Source organism: Streptomyces sp. NPDC102441 (assembly GCF_044765585.1).
In the GTDB taxonomy this organism is placed as follows: Bacteria; Actinomycetota; Actinomycetes; order Streptomycetales; family Streptomycetaceae; genus Streptomyces.
This window is the reverse complement of sequence record NZ_JBIWKH010000009.1, coordinates 140,917-157,147: the sequence shown is the minus strand read 5'-3', so window position 1 is coordinate 157,147 and position 16,231 is coordinate 140,917. Positions and strand designations below refer to the sequence as shown.

The following is a 16,231-nucleotide window of genomic DNA, read 5'->3' as shown; positions in this document are numbered from 1 at the left end:
TTCCCGTCAGCGGATCCCGCCGCGCTTCATCGCCATGGCCGCCCTGCCCTCCGTGCTCCTGCGCTTCCATTCACGCAGGGTCTCGGAGCGCAGCCGGGCGTCCGTCTTCGCCGCGATGCGGTGGTTCTCCCGGAGCAGCTTGCGGTAGCTGTCGAGACGCCGTTCGGGCAGGGACCCGTCCTCGACGGCGCCGAGCACGGCACAACCGGGCTCGGCGTCGTGGGCGCAGTCGTGGAAGCGGCACTGCTCGGCCAGGTCCTCGATCTCCGAGAAGACCTGGCCGACGCCGGTCTCCGCGTCCCAGAGACCGACGCCCCTCAGCCCGGGGGTGTCGATCAGGACACCGCCTCCCGGCAGCACGAGGAGGTTGCGCGTGGTGGTGGTGTGGCGGCCCTTGCCGTCCACGTCGCGCGCCGCCCGTACATCCATCACGTCCTCACCGAGCAACGTGTTGGCGAGGGTCGACTTTCCGGCGCCGGAGGTCCCGAGCAGCACGCTCGTACCGCCGCCGACGCTCGCACCGAACACATCCACGCCCTCCCCCGTCGCGGAGCTGACGGGGAGCACCTGCACCCCCGGGGCGATGCGCTCGATGTCCTCGACGAGGTGGGACAGCGTCGTGGCGTCGGGGACGAGGTCGGCCTTGGTGAGCAGAACGAGCGGGTGCGCCTCGTACTCCTCGTGCCCGGCAGGGCGGGCCCCCTCACCGAGCAGCGCGGCGCCGGCGGTGCTGGACATGGCCAGCGCCAGGAACCGTTCGAGACGCCCGAGGTCGAGCTCGACGGCGAGCGAGACACAGATGACGATGTGATCGATGTTGGTGGCGAGCACCTGCCCTTCGGAGCGCTGCGACGACGTCGAGCGTACGAAGGCGGTGCGGCGTGGCAGGAGCGTGCGGACGAACTGCGGGTCACCGTCGGGGTCGACGGCCACCCAGTCCCCGGTGCAGACGATCCGCATCGGATCGCGGGGCACCACGAAGGCGGTGTCCGCCCTGAGGGTGCCGTCCGGAGTGACCACGTCGCACCGGCCGCGGTCCACCCGCACCACGCGTCCCGGCAGGAGTCCCTGCTCGGCGTACGGGGTGAAGGTGTCGGCCCATGCGTCGTCCCAGCCGTACGGGGCCAGCGGGTGCGACGGGGTGGAGGCCTGAGAAATCGAGAAAGACAAGGGAAACCCTTCACAAGGGCGGCCCCGGCACCGCGCGTTCAGGCGCGGAGGGAAAAGATCAAGGTCAGCCGGCGGCCACAGGGGTGGGAACGATGCACTTCGGGTCGTGGGCAGCGCCCACCGCTACGACAGTCATCAATGTCCTCACCTCCTGGTTCCTCGAACTGCGCACACCCTAGCCCGGGGCCCGCCTGGGCCGTCAACAGGTTTTCCGGGCGACGAGCGCGCACCTGTTGGATTGGACCGGGTTGGCAGAGATATTCCCCGATCAGGTGATACGCGTGGACAAGGACCGGTCTCGGGCCGTTAGGGTGCCGGACATGACCTCACCCAAAGCCGCCACCGCCCCCTTCACACCTGCCCAGTTGGGCACCCAGATCCTGCTCGCGTGGAGCGGGTCGAACCCCGGGACAGGGCGTGAGACAGCTTTTCTGCTCACCTACGCACTCGGCGACGCCCCCGGCGGGCCGGAGGCCGGCGAGAGGGCCATGCGCACCGCTCTGGAGCGCAGCGGTCTGCGGGTGGGCGGCGAGACGCTGGACGCCTCGGAAATGCCGAACCTTCCGGTGAAGCTGCTCGTCCAGGCCGGGCAGGCCGTCCTGACGCTGCCTCACTTCACGGCGCAGTACACCGTGCCGCCCGAGTGGCTGGCCGTGGCGCGGTCCGAGGGCAGGGTGCACGGAATGTTCGCCACGCGGCCGTGGCCCGCGGCGGCCCCCGGGCAGCCGGTGGGCGAGGAGCTGCTGCGGTCCTTCGTGGCCGACCCCGAGGTCGTCAGCACCTCCGCCCACTGCCTGATGCCGGTACGCAGCCTGGGCTGAACCCCGCCCCGCACACAGAGCGATGCCCACCACCCCCCGTGGAGTGGTGGGCATCGCCCTGTGCGGTGTCGTCAGCTGTTGCCGGCGCCGTTACCCGAGAGGACCGGGATGTCCGACAGGATGTGGGACAGCGGCTCGTCACCCTTGGCCTGGGTGGAGTTGTCCGTGCACTGCTGGTTCTGCGGGTTGGACAGGACGTTGACGTCCTGCACCGCGATCGGAACGAGGCCGACCAGCGAGCCCACGTTGGCCTTGACCGGCAGAGCGATGCACGGCTTGTTCAGCGAACCCTGGACGAGGCTGAGCTGGGGGCTCTGGTCACCCTTGGTCTCGCTGTTGCCGTACTCCGCCTCGGCGCCGTTGCCGTTGACCGTGGTGGTGCCGTGGTCGTCGCCGATCGCCATGGCCGAGGGGGCCGCGGCGGCGGAGAGGCCGATCAGGGACACAGCCACAGCGGCGGCGGCGGTCATCTTCTTCATTGCACTTCACCTTTCGGAGCGTCCCGTTGTGGAACGTACTGTTAACCAAAATCGGAGGGTTTGGTTCCGCTACACCACTCGAACGAGTTGGATCACGTTCCAGGCCGCTACCCGCGCCGCTCTTCCGCACGTGCGGCGGGGACGAACGCGCCCCTCCGGCCTCGCACGGAACCGCGAGCCACCTGCGGCCCGGTCGACGCGTCGACCGGGCCCGGCCCGGCGACGCGCCGTGCCGCTTCCTGCCATTCGGCGAGCAGCCGGTCGTAGATGGGCGTGGAGCTCTCGGGCAACCGGTCGTGTCCGGGGGCGTGATGTCTGTCGTACGGGTCCATGAGGCGCATCTACCCGGCCGGGGGGACGGCGTGGGCCGCGCGTAAGGCATCCGGCCCAATTCCCGCACTATCGGGCTACCCGACGTGCAGACCGGCGGTGAAGGACCGGACGCGGACAGACGTGTGGGGCCGCTCCGCCCCGGGCTGCTGACCGAGGTCGGTCGCTGCACGGACGGAACGGCCCCACACGGTTCATGGACTACGACGAGGCGGGAAACGGTGCACCCTGGCCTGGATGGACGCAGGGAGAGCCGGATTCGCGCGGTGTCAGTTGTTGCCCGCGCCGTTGCCCGAGAGGAGCGGGATGTCGTTCAGGATGTGCGACAGCGCCTCGTCACCCTTGGCCTGGGTGGAGTTCTCGGTGCACTGCTGGTTCTGCGGCGAGGACAGGACGTTGATGTCCTGGACCGAGACCGGGACCAGCCCGAGGAGCGAACCGACATTGGCCTTCGCCGGCAGCGCGATGCAGGGCTTGTTGAACGAGCCCTGGATCAGGCCGATCTGCGGGCTCATGTCGCCGTGCGTGCTGCTGTTGCCGTAGTACTGGTCGGCGCCGTTGCCGTTGACCGACGTGGTGCCCTGGTCGTTGCCGATCGCCATGGCCGAGGGGGCCGCGGCGGCGGAAACGCCGGCGACGGAGGCGGCGACTGCCGCCGACGCCAGAATCTTCTTCATCATGAAACGTGCCCTTCTGGTATTTCTGTTGCCCGCCTGTCCGGAGCATTCTGTTCAACTCCGCCGGTGGCATTCGGTTGCGCCATATCACTCGAACGATTTCCTCGGCCGGTCCGCAGCCGAATGCGCGGGAGCCGGCCGGCGAAATGGTGCGGCGTGAAGGGACCACAGGGGCCGCGCGGCGGATCAGCCGCCGAGCGGCAGCCCGCCCATGAGCGGGCCCGCCGCATCGGCCACGCCGGTCACCGCGTCGGCCGTCCTGCTGACCGTGCCGTCCTCGTGTACCGCTCCCGCGGTCTCTCCGACCGCGTCCACCACGGGGTTCACCACCTGGTCGGGGATCTGCGGCGCGGTGGACGTCAGCTCGTTCACGCCGGTGGTGAGGCTGATCCTGGGGGCCGTCGGGGTGCCTGCGGCGAAGGCGGGGGCGGCCGCCCCGAGAGCGGCCACGGAACCTGCGACAACGGCGACGGTCTTCGCGTACTTCACTTTCCGAAATCCCTTCTGCGGGCGGCATTCGCCGCCTTTGACCGGGACAACGATCAATCCGTGCACGGGGAAACTGCACGCGCCGGGATTTCCCCCTGGACAGCGGGAAGGCCCTGGAGCGTTGATCACCCCAGGGCCTTCTCATGACGAGCCGTCGGCTCGGTCAGCGAAAGATCAGTCGTTGACGCAGGTGTTGCCGAACGCCGGGTTGAGCAGACCGATCACGTTGATCGTGTTGCCGCAGACGTTCACCGGAATGTGGATCGGAACCTGCACGACGTTGCCGGACAGGACGCCCGGGGAACCGACGGCAGCGGCACCGGCGCCGGCGTCAGCCATGGCCGGGGCAGCGGCACCGAGTGCCATGAGGGTTCCGGCGGCGACGGCGGCAACCTTGGTGTACTTCACTTTCATCCCTTTCTGCAGCGGAGTCCTGGGCGGACACGTCTTTCGTGCCGCACGAGCGCCCAACTGAATGCGCTCGTGACTCCGGAGCTGTAATCCGTAACGATTGGCGGGCGGCATCGAAACGCTATGCGTGCCGTTTCAGGGAAAACCGCCCGAATGCCACAGGCCCGGGCCGCACGATGGAGGAGTGTCGGCGGCCCGGACCGGTCCTTGGGGCCCGGTCAGTTGTTGCCGACGCCGTTGCCGGAGAGGACCGGGATGTCCGACAGGATGTGCGACAGCGGCTCGTCACCCTTGGCCTGGGTGGAGTTGTCCGCGCACTGCTGGTTCTGCGGGTTGGACAGGACGTTGATGTCCTGGACCGCGATCGGGACGAGACCGACCAGCGAGCCCACGTTGGCCTTGACCGGCAGGGCGACGCACGGCTTGTTCAGGGAGCCCTGGACGAGCGTGAGCTGGGGGCTCTGGTCACCCTTGGTCTCGCTGTTGCCGTACTCCGCCTCGGCGCCGTTGCCGTTGACCGACGTCGTGCCGGTGTCGTCACCGATCGCCATGGCGCTGGTCGCCGAGAGACCGAGGATGGAGGCGGCGACGGCGCCCGTAGCCAGAACCTTCTTGATCACGATTAACCCTTCTCGTACCGATTGCCCCGCAGCGGAGCGACCTGATCAACTCGCCGGCGCCCGTTTGGTTCGCCTCACCGGCCCCCGTTCACCCGAATGCCGGAACTCCCGCGCAAAAGCGAACACCCGTACGTGACCCTTTCGGGTGGTTACACAATTTCCACGCATCTCCAAGTTTCCCCCGCATCCTTCACGTCGTTAGGGATTCGTCCGCGTCGATGGAATGACCGCCATCAGGGTCACCGACCACGCGAATTTCCCGAAGAAGGGCATGTAATGCGACAGGTTCTGAATAAAAGCATGATCGTCATGGCGGCGGCGTCGGGCATCCTGACCGCCGCGGGCGGTTATGCGCACGCCGACGCCTCGGCCGACGGTGTCGCCGCGAATTCCCCCGGTGTCGGCTCGGGCAACGCCGTGCAGGTCCCGGTGCACGTGCCGGTCAACCTCTGCGGCAACACCGTCGATGTGATCGCCCTGCTCAACCCGGCCTTCGGCAACACCTGCGCGAATGTCAGCTCGGGCGACCAGCACGACGACGCGTACGGCGACGATGCATACGGCAGCGACGACAACGGTGCGTACGGCGGCGGGCACGGCAGCCACCAGGGCTCCGGCGCGAGCGCCGACGGCCAGGCGGTCGGCTCGCCCGGCGTCCTGTCCGGCAACCTGGTCCAGGCCCCGGTGGATGTGCCGGTGAACGCCTGCGGCAACAGCGTCGACGTGGTCGGTCTGCTCAACCCCGCGTTCGGCAACACCTGTGCCAACGACAGTGGTTACGAGCACCCGCCGGTCGAGCCGCCGGTGGTGGAGCCGCCGACCGACGAGCCGCCCACCTCGAAGCCGCCGGTCGAGCCGCCGGCCACCGAGCCCCCGGCGGAGGAGCCGCCGGCCGGCAACCCCGGTCCGAACACCCCCGACACACAGCTGGCCCAGACCGGTGCGGGTGACATCGGCATGGCCGCCGGTGCCAGCGCCGCGCTGCTGCTGGGAGGCGCGGTGCTCATGCGCCGCACCCGCGGTTCGCGTAACTAGTCCCGCAACCACGAGGGGCCGCCCCGCAGCAAAGATGCTGCGGGGCGGCCCCTTCGCGTGTGCCGGACAACGAGGTCAGACGCGGGACAGACCCGCCCGGTCCAGGAGCGCTGCGATCGCGCTCGTCTCGTCCGTGTCCAGGCGGCGCATCGGCGGGCTCATCACGTTGGTCGCGATGACGCCGCGCAGCATCAGGGCCGTCTTGAAGGCCCCGAGACCGGCCGCCGTCGCCGAGGCGGTGCCGGGCGCGGCGGCCCCCACGATGTCGAACAGCGCGACCAGCCGGTCCTGTTCGGTTGTGGCGGCGGCCCAGTCACCTCTTACGGCGGCCTGGTGCAGGCGCACGTAGCCGTGCGGGTCCACATTGCCCAGGCCGGGCACCGACCCGTCCGCACCGCTCAGCATCATCGCGTCGACCACGAGCTCATGGCCCGTGAGAACCGAGAAGCCGGGGAGCTCGCGCGCTCCGATGGCGAGCCTGCGGAAGGAACCGTCGTCCCCGCTGGAGTCCTTCACACCGGCGAGCACCCCGTCCGCGGCGAGCGGGAGCAGCAGCTCGGGCTCCAGTTTGCTGTGCACGCAGACCGGCACGGCGTACACCAGGAGCGGGGCGTCCACGGCCGCCGCGATGTCGCGGAAGTGGCGGTCGATCTCCGTGGCGTGGGTGCGCGTGTAGAAGGGGGCGGTGGCCACGACCGCGTCGGCGCCGAGGGCGACCGCGGCGCGGGCCCGCTCGATGGCGCGGTCGGTGGTCGTCTCGATGGCACCGACGAGGACCGGTACCTGGCCCCCGGAGGCCGACGTGATCACCTTGATGACCTCGTCCTGCCGGCCGGGCGTCAGATAGGCGGTCTCGCCGGAGCTGCCGAGGGCGAAGAGGCCGCTGACGCCGCCGTCGAGGAGGTGGCCGACGACCCGCTCCAGGGAGACCCGGTCGAGCTCACCGTCCGCGGTGAGCGGCGTGACGACGGGCGGGATCACTCCGGAGTACGGGGCGGTGGGGGCGGTCATGCGGTGCTCCTTGCAGGCGGTACGGGGGCCCGGTCCCCGGTGGGGGACGCGGGGGCCTGGGGGTGGACGCAGTGCCAGCGGTGTTCGCCGGGCCCGAAGGTCTCCGCGGGGAAGACCGTGGAGCACTCCGCGTCCGCCTTCCAGCAACGGGTGCTGAACGGACAGCCGGGCGGCGGGTTGGTCGCGGAGGGCACCGGGCCGGTGAGCACGATGCGCTCGGTCGCCTCCAGCAGGCTGGGGGTCGCGGAGAGCAGCGCCTCGGTGTACGGGTGCCTGGGGGCGTCCGCTACATCGGCGGCCCTCCCCTCCTCGACGATGCGGCCCAGGTAGAGGACGGCGATGCGGTCGGCGAGGTAGCGCACGGTCTGGATGTCGTGCGAGATGAACACCATGCCGAGGCCCAGGCGTTCGCGCAGGTCGACGAGGAGGTTGAGCACCTGGGCGCGGACGGAGACGTCGAGGGCGGAGGTCGGTTCGTCGGCGACGATCAGTTCCGGTTCGAGGGCCAGGGCGCGGGCGATGGCGACGCGCTGGCGCTGGCCGCCGGAGAGCTGTCCCGGCAGTGCTCCGAGGGTGTGGCCGGGCAGTCCGACCAGGTCGAGCAGCTCCTCGACGCGCGCCTCGCGGGCCTCCCGGGTGCCGCGCCGGTGCACGTTCAGCGGGTCCAGCAGGACCTGGCGGACCGTCAGGCGGGGGTTGAGCGCGGTGGAGGGGTCCTGGAAGACGACGCCGACGGCCGAGCCGAAGTCGTTGCGCCGTTCGGCGCCCGTCATCTCCCACAGGTCGCGCCCGTGGAAGAGGACCTCGCCCTCGGTCGGCTTCTGCAGTCCGGTCAGCACCCGGGCGAGTGTGGACTTGCCGCAGCCGGACTCGCCGACCAGCCCGACGATCTCGCCACGCCTGACCTCCAGTGTGGCGTCGGTGAGCGCGTGGACGGCGTCGCGGCTGAAGAGGCCTCCGCTGCGTGCCTTGTGGCGTACGTGGACGCCGTCGAGCCTGATCACAGGGCGCTCCCTTCCAGCTTCTGCACGGCATCGGCCTCGGACGGGTGGTGGCAGGCGAAGCCGTGGTCCTTCGTGGTGCCGCGCACGGTGAGTACGGGTGGCGTGGTGCGGCAGAGTTCGGTCGCGGCGCCGCAGCGCCCGGCGAAGCGGCATCCCTCACCGAAGCCCTGGGGGGCGGGGACGACGCCGCGGATCTGGTGGAGGCGGTTCGCACCGGCTTCCAGGGAGACGACGGAGCCGAGGAGGCCCCGGCTGTAGTGGTGGGCGGGGTCGGTGAGGACGGACCGGGTGTCCCCGACCTCGGCGAGCCGGCCCGCGTACATCACGGCGACCCGGTGCGCGAGGTCGCCGACCAGGGCGAGGTCGTGCGAGACCAGCACCATGGCGAAGCCGAGCTCGTCGCGGAGCCGGATGAGGAGTTCGACCACCTGGGCCTGGACGGTGACGTCGAGGGCGGTGGTCGGCTCGTCGGCGATCAGGAGGCGGGGGCTGCGGGACAGGGCCATGGCGATGAGGACGCGCTGGCGCTGCCCGCCCGAGAGCTCGTGCGGGTAGCTGCGCAGGGTGCGTTCGGGCGAAAGTCCGACCAGTTCGAGCAGTTCGGCCGGGGTCTTCGTGCCGCCACGCGAGGTCAGCTGCTTGAGCTGGGTGCCGACCAGCACGGAGGGGTTGAGGGAGGAGAGGGCGTCCTGGTAGACCATGGCGATCTCGGGGCCCATCAGGGCGCGGCGTTCCTTGGGCGGGAGCTTCAGCAGGTCCCGGCCGCGGTAGAGGATCTCGCCGCTGACCTCGGCGTTGCGGGCGAGGAGGCCCATGACGGCGAGGCTGGTGATCGACTTGCCGCAGCCGGACTCACCGACCAGGCCGAGGGTCTCGCCCTCGTGGACGGTGAAGTTCAGCTTGTCGACGACGGGGATCTCGCCGTAGCGGTCCGGGAAGCGGATCGCCAGGTCGGTCACGACGAGGAGGTCGTCGGCGTCCTCGCGTACCGGGGTGATGGTGGGCTCGGTGGCGTTGATGTGCCGGGCGAGCTTGGAGAGGGCGGCATCGATGTCGACGGTGGAGGCGGCCTCGACCGGGTCCGGTGCCGTGGCGGCGGGCTCGGCGGCGGCGCGTGCGCTCCTGGGCGCGGCGGAGGCGTCGGTGAGGCCTTCGGAGAGGATGTTGAGCGCGAGGACGGTGATCAGGAGTGCCAGGCCGGGGAAGAAGGTGGCCCACCATCCGCCGGCCAGGAGGATCTGCCGTCCGTAGGCGAGGACACTGCCCCAGCTCGGGTCGGGGTCCTGCACGCCGGCTCCGATGAAGGAGAGGCTGGCCTCGAAGATGATGGCCTCGGCGACCATGACGGTGGCGAACACCATGACCGGGGCCATGCAGTTGACGGCGACGTGCCGGAGCACGATGTAGCCGCGCCTGGCGCCGATGACCTTCTCCGCGGCGACGTAGTCCTCGCCGTACTGCGCGAGCACGTTGGCCCGTACGACACGGGCGAGTGAGGGGCTGTAGACGAAGGCGATCGTGAAGATGATCACCGGGATGCTCGTACCGAAGACGGCGACGAGGACGGCCGCGAGCGCGATCGGCGGGAACGACATCACGACGTCGAGGGTGCGCATGACCGACTCGTCGCCGAGCTTGCGCGAGGTGGCGGCGAGCGAGCCGAGGACGGCTCCGACGACCAGGGCGACGGCGGTCGCGCCGAGGCCGATGATCAGTGAGTAGCGCGATCCGTGCACCACACGGGCGAAGACGTCGCGTCCGGCGCGGTCGGTGCCGAACCAGTGGGCGCCGCCGGGTGCCTCCACGGGGGTGCCCGTGGCCAGTGGGTCCTGGGTCAGCAGGGGGGCGAGTACGGCGCCGAGCACGACGACGACCAGGACGCCGAGGGCGACGCGGGAGGTGACGGGGAGGGCGCGGAAGGCGATGCCCGGTCGGGAGAGTTTTTTGGCCATACGGCCCGTGGTGAACATGTCACACCGTCCTGATGCGCGGGTTGACCAGCAGATAGAGCAGGTCGACGATGACGTTGACCACCAGGAAGGCGATGGCGATGGTCAGCACGGTGCCTTGGACCAGGGCGACATCGCCGCCGGTGACACCTTCGAGAATGAGTTTGCCCATGCCGGGCAGGTCGAAGATCGCCTCGATGACGACGGCTCCGCTCAGCAGGTAGCCGACCTTGACGCCGAGCACCGTGAGCGGGGTGACGAGCGCGTTGCGCAGCACCGAGCGGATGACCAGGGAGACCGGCAGGCCGTTGCCCTGGGCGGTACGGACGTAGTCCCGGTCGAGTTCGGTGACCATCGAGGTGCGGATGAGGCGGGCGAGCGAGGCCGCGACGGGTACCGCGAGCGACACGGCGGGCAGGGCCATGGTGGTGAGCCACCCGCTGAACGAGTCGGCGGGGTTGGTGTAGCCGCCGGTCGGGAAGAGCTGGGTGTTCAGCGCGAACTGCTGGATGAGCAGGACGCCCAGCCAGAAGGACGGGATGGCGACCCCGGCCATGGACAGGATCCGGAAGAGCTGGTCGGGCCAGCGGTCGCGGTACATGGCGCCCAGGACGCCGCCGACGACGGCGAGGACGACGGCGATGATCAGCCCGAGAACGGTGAGCTGGAGGGTGAGCGGGAAGGCGGCGGTGATCCGGTCGACCACGGGCTGGCTCGGCGGGACGGTCATCCCGAGGTCGAAGTGGAGCAGCCGGCCGAGGAAGTCGAAATAGCGCACGGGCAGCGGGTCGTTGAGCCCGTTGGCCTCGGCGAAGGCCTCCCTGGCCTCCGGGGTGGCGCTCTCTCCGAGCGCGTTGAAGGCCGGGTCGACCGGCGAGAACTGCAGCACCACGAAGACCAGCAGCGCGATGCCGAGGATCATCACCGGCATCATCGCGACGCGACGCAGCGCGAGCCGGAGAAAAGCAACCATCTTCGGTTTCCTTGCGATTGGGCGGGCAGCGGGTCCGGGCCGCCGGACGGGGCGGCCCGGGCCGGTGGGCGTCAGGCGCGGCCGACGTCCAGGAAGGACAGGCCTGTGGTGGACAGCGGCTTGAAGCCGGTCAGTTGCTTTTCGTTCCAGGCGGTCGGCAGCTTGCGGTGGAGAATCGGGTAGAGCGGGACCTCTTCCGCGATCAGGTCGGTGGCCTCGCCCCACAGCTGCTTGCGCGTCGCCTCGTCGGCGGACTGCGCGGCCGTGTCGAGGAGCTGCTTGAGCTTCTTGTACTCAGAGGTCCTGGACCAGCTGTAGCGGCTCTCCGGCCAGAAGCCGTAGTAGAACCAGCGCAGCAGGAGGTCGACGTCGTTACCGAAGACGGACGGGTCGCCGGGGGCCACCAGGACCTCGAAGTCGCCACTGTCGACCTTGGCGTACTGCGCCGCGCTCTGGGAGATGCCGAGCGTGGCCTCGATGCCGGCCTCCGCCCAGCTCTCCTTGAGCAGCGGGGCGATGTCCTTGACCCAGCCGGTGTCGGTGGTCAGGACGGTGAACTTGAGCTTCCCCACGCCGGCTTCGGCGAGCAGCTTCTTCGCCTTGGCCACGTCGTGGGTGTAGACGGTGGCTGCCTCGTGGTAGTCGGGGTGGGTCGTGGGGACGTAGCCGGTGGCGGCCGCCGCGTTCCCGACCATGGCGGTCTTGATGATCTTCTCGGTGTCCAGCGCGTAGTGCAGCGCCTGGCGGACCCGCTTGTCGGCGAACCGCTTGTCCGCGGTGTCGAACATCAGGAAGAGCAGGCCGAAGGACTGCACCGCCTCGGTCTTCGCCGTCGCGGAGAGCCCCTTCACGTCGATGTACGGGACGTCCTCGATGGCCTGGACGCGGCCGGACTGCATCGCGCTGACACGGGCCGACTGGTCCGATATCAGGCGCCAGATCATCTTCTTGGCCTTGGCGGGGTGCGAACCGTTGTACTTGTCGTACTTCTCGAAGACGATCTTGTCTTCGCGGGTCGCCTCGACGAGCTTGTACGGGCCCGAGCCGACGGGCTTGGCGTCGAATCCCTTGACGTCCGCCTCGACGATCTTCTTCGGCACGATCCGGGCGACGGCGATACGGGAGGGGAACAGCGCGAAGGCGTACTTGAGCTTGAACTCGACCGTCCTGGCGTCGACGGCGGTGATCGTGTCGATGAACGGCACGAACTGGGCCATCAGCGACGCGTTCTTCGGGTCCAGGATGCGTTCGAAGCTGAAGACGACGTCCTCGGCGGTGACCGGTGAGCCGTCGTGGAAGGTCGCGCCGTCGCGGAGGGTGGCGCGATAGGTGGTGGCGTTGATCTTCTTCGGCATCTCGGTGGCGAGCGCGGGAGCGGCCACGAGCGTGGCCGGATCGAGATCGACCAGGCCCTCGAAGATGTGCATGTTGGCCGCGTACGGCGTGGCGCCCGACGTGATCATCGGGTCGAAGCCGGTCGACAGGGCGTACGACAGACCGGCCTCGATGGTGCCGCTGCCGTCGCTCCCGCCCGACGCGCCGTCGGAGGTCGAGGAGGGCCCACCGCACGCCGACAGGCCTGCCGTGATGGCGGCGGCCGCCCCTATGGCGCTGGTGTAACGCAGGAAGGTGCGGCGCTCGACGCCGGTTGGCCTCAGCTCGGGCACGGGTCCTCCAAAGGACGTTGAGAATGAGGAAACAAGTGATGAGGGGCGTTATCGACCGTTCTCGGCAAGCCGAAGAACCAGCGAGCATCAGACGTCAGATGTCTGATGCCTTGATAGCGTGGGAACGTAGCTTGCCGATCGAGAGGGGTCAAGAGGTGGGGAGTTCACATATGTCCGGCACGCGACCCGGTCGCACCCTGTTGCGACAGGAGGTCGTCGAGGGCATCAAGCGCTACATCCTCGACGAGCGGCTGCGCCCCGGGGACCCGCTTCCGACGGAGCCGGCCCTCTGCGAGGCGCTCGGCGCGAGCCGGTCCAGCGTCCGGGAGGCCGTCAAGATCCTCGACGCCCTCGACATCGTCGAGGTGCGCCACGGCCACGGGACGTACGTCGGCCGGCTGAGTCTGTCCGCGCTGGTGGAGAGCCTCACCTTCCGCGGGCTGCTCTCCCCCGACGACGACTTCCAGGTGATGGCCGACCTCGTCGATGTGCGCGAGCTCTTCGAGCGGGGCATGGCCGACCGCATCATCTCCTCGCTCAGCACCGAACAGCTCGACTCCCTGGACGGCCTGGTGGGGACGATGCGCGCCACCGGCGCGGGCGACGGCCACGGCTTCGTCGCGGCGGACCGGGCCTTCCACGCCCTGCTCGTGGCCCCTCTCGGCAACGCCCTGATCGGCCAGCTCTCGATGGCCTTCTGGGACGTCTACACGATCGTCGCGCCGCACCTCGACGGGTTCACGCACGCTGACGAGACGGAGACGATCACCGCCCACCAGAACATCGTGGACGCCGCCCGGGAGGGCGACATCACCGCGTTCCTGAAGGCCCTCGGTGAGCATTACGCGCCGGTCCGGCGACGGATCGCCGAGGCCAGGGCACGCGGAGCGGACGCGCTCTGACCGCTGACGCCACACCCCCCGCCCCCTCGCCGGGGCGGGGACTCCCGGCACCGCCGCACCCTTGACGCCCGGCCGCAAGGCTCCCTAGGGTCCGGATGCCGGGCAGGACATCTGACGTCTTCTGTCCTGTCGCTTCCCGTCCCCCAGGAGGGCACAGCCATGCCGTCGGCCGATCTCCCGCTCGCGGAATGCCGCACCTACCGGCCGGAACTTCCGCTGCCCGACGACTTCGACGTCTTCTGGTCCGACGCACTGGGCGAGGCGCCTCATGACGGCACCCCGGGCAAGCCCCGCTACCGGCAGATCGACTGCGGGCTGACCCAGGTGCGTACGTACGACGTGAGCGTTCCGGGGTACGGCGGCCGTCCGGTGCGCGGATGGCTGCACCTGCCCACGGGGGCCACCGAACCTCTCGGCTGCGTCGTCGAGTTCCTCGGGTACGGACGCGGCCGTGGGCTCGCGCACGAGCAGCTGATGTGGGCCTGCGCCGGCTACGCACACCTGATCATGGACACCCGGGGCCAGGGATGGTCCGCGGCGGGCGGCGCCACCGCGGACACCGACGCCGGGGCCGCCGGGACCGTGCCGGGCTTCCTGACCCGGGGCGTCGAGAGCCCCGGGACGTACTACTACCGGCGGGTGTTCACCGACGCGGTGCGCTGCGTGGAGGCAATGCGCGAGCACCCCGAGGTCGATCCCTCCCGCATCGTGGCGACCGGGTTCAGCCAAGGCGGCGGCATCGCGCTGGCCGTGGCCGGGCTCGTGCCAGGGCTGGCCGGGGTGATGCCGGACGTGCCGTTCCTGTGCAACATCCCCCGGGGCGCGCGGATCGCGGGAGTGCCGCCGTACACCGAGATCGCCGCCTACCTCCGGCTCTACCGCGACCGCACCGCCCCGGTCTTCCGCACCCTGTCGTACTTCGACGCGGCCCACCACGCCACCCGGGCGACAGCACCCGCGCTGTTCTCCATCGCGATGATGGACGAGATCTGTCCGCCCTCCACCTGCTTCACGGCCTACAACCGTTACGCGGGCCCCAAGGACGTGCGCGTCTACGAGTTCAACGGGCACGAGGGCGGCACCGAGTACCACCGGGCCGAGCAACTGGCCTGGTTGCGCTCCCTGTTCGCCGGCCTGCCGGCCGGGCAGGCAGACCGGTCCTGACGCGCCGCCCCTCACCCCGTGCGCTCCGCTCCATCTCCGCAGCTCTCCCCCTCACGAGAAGAGAGACCGTTCATGCAGCGCAGAGTCACCGTCGCCATGCTGTCCGCCGCCGTCATGGTGGCCACCGCGGCAGGCACCGCCCACGGCGCGCCCACCGCCGCCGGCGAACCGGCCTTCCAGGACGTCGCGACCGCAGGCGTCGGTTCCCCGTACTACCGGATCCCCGCGCTGACCACCTCCACCAAGGGCACGCTGCTGGCCGCCTACGACGCCCGCCCGACACTCGGCGACCTGCCCGGCAACCTCGGGGTCGTCCTGCGCCGCAGCACCGACAACGGCACCACCTGGGGGACCCAGCAGGTCGTCCGCAAGGAGGCCGCACCCAAGGGATTCGGCGACCCGAGCCTGCTCACCGACACCACCACGGGCCGGATCTTCGTCTTCTACGCGAGCTCCGTGAACCAGGGCTTCCTCGGATCGGCCACCGGCAACGACGAGAGCGACCCGGATGTCCTCCAGGCCGACTACAGCTACTCCGACGACGACGGGGTGACCTGGACGCACCGCCGGATCACCGGCCAGATCAAGGACCCGGCCTGGAGCGGCATGTTCGCGGCCTCCGGCCAGGGCATCCAGCTGCGCAACGGCGCGTACAAGGGACGCCTGATCCAGCAGTACGCGATCCGCGACAACGGGGCCAACTACGCGGTCAGCGCGTACAGCGACGACCACGGCGCGACCTGGAAGACGGGCAACCCGGTCGGACCGGGCGGGGACGAGAACAAGACCGTCGAGCTCAGCGACGGCCGGATCATGCTCAACAACCGTTCCGCGCCCTACCGGACGATCGCCTACTCCACCGACGGCGGCGTCAACTACACGCCGTTCACGCAGGACACGAATCTGCCCGACCCGGCGAACAACGGCTCGGTCATCCGCTACGCCCCGGACGCCGCCGCGTCCGACCCGAAGTCGTCGTGGCTGCTGTTCAGCAACACGGAGAGCACCTCCTCCCGGAGCAACCTCACCGTGAAGATGTCCTGCGACAACGGGAAGTCCTGGCCGATCCGGAAGGTCGTCGACCCCGGCAGCGCGGCGTACTCGACACTGACCGGGCTGCCCGACGGCCGGCTCGGGCTGCTCTACGAGCGCGGCGGCGTCGAGGCCATCACCTACTCCTCCTTCGACCTGGAGTGGCTCGGCGGCACCTGTGCCGACATCACCATCACACCGCCGGCCACGCTGAAGGCGGGGACCACCACGGAGGTCACGGTCCGGGTCGTCAACCGGATGGACGTGACGCGCGGCGCGGGAACGCTCGACCTGACGGTGCCCGGCGGCTGGACGACGTCGCAGGTCGCGTTCCCGGCGACGAAGCCCGGTGAGGGCGCGAACATCAAGGTCCCGGTCACGATCCCGGCGGGCGCGTCCGGTGACGCGAAGCTCACCGTGACCTACAAGGCCGACGGCAAGCAGGCCTCGGGGAGCCGGACGGTGACCGTCACTCCGTAACACCCCGTCCCGGTGGT

17 protein-coding genes are annotated in these 16,231 nt (G+C 69.9%); 5 read left to right on the top strand and 12 right to left on the bottom strand.

The window, feature by feature from the left end; translation table 11 throughout:
* Positions 1 to 6: 6 nt before the first annotated feature.
* Positions 7 to 1,170 carry a ribosome small subunit-dependent GTPase A gene (gene rsgA / locus ACIREO_RS21180; RefSeq protein WP_404112406.1) on the bottom strand — a complete coding sequence of 388 codons (1,164 nt, stop codon included), beginning with the start codon at positions 1,168 to 1,170 and terminating at the stop codon, positions 7 to 9.
* A 320-nt stretch (positions 1,171 to 1,490) separates the two neighbouring features.
* Here rsgA and ACIREO_RS21175 point away from each other — a divergent pair, with 320 nt between their 5' ends.
* Positions 1,491 to 1,991: a DUF5949 family protein gene (locus ACIREO_RS21175; RefSeq protein ID WP_404112403.1), complete on the top strand. Its 501-nt coding sequence runs from the start codon at positions 1,491 to 1,493 to the stop codon at positions 1,989 to 1,991.
* 71 nt (positions 1,992 to 2,062) lie between these two features.
* On the opposite strand, the gene ACIREO_RS21170 is transcribed toward ACIREO_RS21175, so the two are convergent.
* The 6 genes from ACIREO_RS21170 to ACIREO_RS21145 all read right to left on the bottom strand — a co-directional run bounded on the left by ACIREO_RS21170 (position 2,063) and on the right by ACIREO_RS21145 (position 4,997).
* Complete coding sequence (locus tag ACIREO_RS21170) at positions 2,063 to 2,470, bottom strand: rodlin (protein WP_404112400.1); 408 nt, start codon at positions 2,468 to 2,470, stop codon at positions 2,063 to 2,065.
* 107 nt (positions 2,471 to 2,577) lie between these two features.
* Complete coding sequence (locus ACIREO_RS21165; RefSeq protein ID WP_404112397.1) at positions 2,578 to 2,802, bottom strand: hypothetical protein; 225 nt, start codon at positions 2,800 to 2,802, stop codon at positions 2,578 to 2,580.
* A 267-nt stretch (positions 2,803 to 3,069) separates the two neighbouring features.
* The gene (locus ACIREO_RS21160) at positions 3,070 to 3,480 is read right to left on the bottom strand and encodes a rodlin (RefSeq protein ID WP_404112394.1); all 411 of its coding nucleotides are present in this window, start codon (positions 3,478 to 3,480) and stop codon (positions 3,070 to 3,072) included.
* Between the two features lie 183 nt (positions 3,481 to 3,663).
* Entirely contained in the window at positions 3,664 to 3,966 is a 303-nt protein-coding gene (locus tag ACIREO_RS21155; protein ID WP_404112391.1) for a hypothetical protein, read from the bottom strand.
* A 174-nt stretch (positions 3,967 to 4,140) separates the two neighbouring features.
* Positions 4,141 to 4,374 carry a chaplin gene (locus ACIREO_RS21150; RefSeq protein ID WP_404112388.1) on the bottom strand — a complete coding sequence of 78 codons (234 nt, stop codon included), beginning with the start codon at positions 4,372 to 4,374 and terminating at the stop codon, positions 4,141 to 4,143.
* A 221-nt stretch (positions 4,375 to 4,595) separates the two neighbouring features.
* Complete coding sequence (locus ACIREO_RS21145) at positions 4,596 to 4,997, bottom strand: rodlin (protein WP_404112385.1); 402 nt, start codon at positions 4,995 to 4,997, stop codon at positions 4,596 to 4,598.
* Between the two features lie 276 nt (positions 4,998 to 5,273).
* Here ACIREO_RS21145 and ACIREO_RS21140 point away from each other — a divergent pair, with 276 nt between their 5' ends.
* A complete protein-coding gene (locus ACIREO_RS21140; protein ID WP_404112381.1) occupies positions 5,274 to 6,032 on the top strand; it encodes a chaplin in 759 nt (252 codons plus the stop codon).
* 75 nt (positions 6,033 to 6,107) lie between these two features.
* On the opposite strand, the gene ACIREO_RS21135 is transcribed toward ACIREO_RS21140, so the two are convergent.
* The 5 genes from ACIREO_RS21135 to ACIREO_RS21115 all read right to left on the bottom strand — a co-directional run bounded on the left by ACIREO_RS21135 (position 6,108) and on the right by ACIREO_RS21115 (position 12,636).
* On the bottom strand, positions 6,108 to 7,043 hold the full coding sequence (locus tag ACIREO_RS21135; RefSeq protein WP_404112378.1) for a dihydrodipicolinate synthase family protein: 936 nt from the start codon (positions 7,041 to 7,043) through the stop codon (positions 6,108 to 6,110).
* The gene (locus tag ACIREO_RS21130) at positions 7,040 to 8,047 is read right to left on the bottom strand and encodes an oligopeptide/dipeptide ABC transporter ATP-binding protein (protein WP_404112376.1); all 1,008 of its coding nucleotides are present in this window, start codon (positions 8,045 to 8,047) and stop codon (positions 7,040 to 7,042) included. Before ACIREO_RS21130 ends, ACIREO_RS21135 begins: the two co-directional genes overlap by 4 nt.
* Positions 8,044 to 10,017 carry a dipeptide/oligopeptide/nickel ABC transporter permease/ATP-binding protein gene (locus tag ACIREO_RS21125; RefSeq protein WP_404112373.1) on the bottom strand — a complete coding sequence of 658 codons (1,974 nt, stop codon included), beginning with the start codon at positions 10,015 to 10,017 and terminating at the stop codon, positions 8,044 to 8,046. Before ACIREO_RS21125 ends, ACIREO_RS21130 begins: the two co-directional genes overlap by 4 nt.
* 1 nt (position 10,018) lies before the next feature.
* Positions 10,019 to 10,969, bottom strand: a complete 951-nt coding sequence (locus ACIREO_RS21120; protein ID WP_404112370.1) for an ABC transporter permease — start codon at positions 10,967 to 10,969, stop codon at positions 10,019 to 10,021.
* A gap of 71 nt (positions 10,970 to 11,040) precedes the next feature.
* Positions 11,041 to 12,636, bottom strand: a complete 1,596-nt coding sequence (locus ACIREO_RS21115) for an ABC transporter substrate-binding protein (protein WP_404112365.1) — start codon at positions 12,634 to 12,636, stop codon at positions 11,041 to 11,043.
* Positions 12,637 to 12,806: 170 nt separating this feature from the next.
* Between ACIREO_RS21115 and ACIREO_RS21110 the strand changes: the two genes are divergently transcribed.
* The 3 genes from ACIREO_RS21110 to ACIREO_RS21100 all read left to right on the top strand — a co-directional run bounded on the left by ACIREO_RS21110 (position 12,807) and on the right by ACIREO_RS21100 (position 16,214).
* On the top strand, positions 12,807 to 13,538 hold the full coding sequence (locus ACIREO_RS21110; RefSeq protein WP_404112363.1) for a FadR/GntR family transcriptional regulator: 732 nt from the start codon (positions 12,807 to 12,809) through the stop codon (positions 13,536 to 13,538).
* A 159-nt stretch (positions 13,539 to 13,697) separates the two neighbouring features.
* Positions 13,698 to 14,702 (top strand): acetylxylan esterase, encoded by a 1,005-nt coding sequence (locus ACIREO_RS21105; RefSeq protein ID WP_404112360.1) that lies wholly within the window; start codon positions 13,698 to 13,700, stop codon positions 14,700 to 14,702.
* 72 nt (positions 14,703 to 14,774) lie between these two features.
* Positions 14,775 to 16,214: an exo-alpha-sialidase gene (locus tag ACIREO_RS21100; RefSeq protein WP_404112357.1), complete on the top strand. Its 1,440-nt coding sequence runs from the start codon at positions 14,775 to 14,777 to the stop codon at positions 16,212 to 16,214.
* Positions 16,215 to 16,231 lie beyond the last annotated feature (17 nt).

Coding starts and splice junctions, on each gene's coding strand:
- ACIREO_RS21170 (WP_404112400.1), bottom strand. CDS start 2,470: ATGAAGAAGATGACCGCCGCCGCCGCTGTGGCTGTGTCCCTGATCGGC.
- ACIREO_RS21120 (WP_404112370.1), bottom strand. CDS start 10,969: ATGGTTGCTTTTCTCCGGCTCGCGCTGCGTCGCGTCGCGATGATGCCG.
- ACIREO_RS21140 (WP_404112381.1), top strand. CDS start 5,274: ATGCGACAGGTTCTGAATAAAAGCATGATCGTCATGGCGGCGGCGTCG.
- ACIREO_RS21100 (WP_404112357.1), top strand. CDS start 14,775: ATGCAGCGCAGAGTCACCGTCGCCATGCTGTCCGCCGCCGTCATGGTG.
- ACIREO_RS21135 (WP_404112378.1), bottom strand. CDS start 7,043: ATGACCGCCCCCACCGCCCCGTACTCCGGAGTGATCCCGCCCGTCGTC.
- ACIREO_RS21160 (WP_404112394.1), bottom strand. CDS start 3,480: ATGATGAAGAAGATTCTGGCGTCGGCGGCAGTCGCCGCCTCCGTCGCC.
- ACIREO_RS21175 (WP_404112403.1), top strand. CDS start 1,491: ATGACCTCACCCAAAGCCGCCACCGCCCCCTTCACACCTGCCCAGTTG.
- ACIREO_RS21165 (WP_404112397.1), bottom strand. CDS start 2,802: ATGGACCCGTACGACAGACATCACGCCCCCGGACACGACCGGTTGCCC.
- ACIREO_RS21105 (WP_404112360.1), top strand. CDS start 13,698: ATGCCGTCGGCCGATCTCCCGCTCGCGGAATGCCGCACCTACCGGCCG.
- ACIREO_RS21125 (WP_404112373.1), bottom strand. CDS start 10,017: ATGTTCACCACGGGCCGTATGGCCAAAAAACTCTCCCGACCGGGCATC.
- ACIREO_RS21110 (WP_404112363.1), top strand. CDS start 12,807: ATGTCCGGCACGCGACCCGGTCGCACCCTGTTGCGACAGGAGGTCGTC.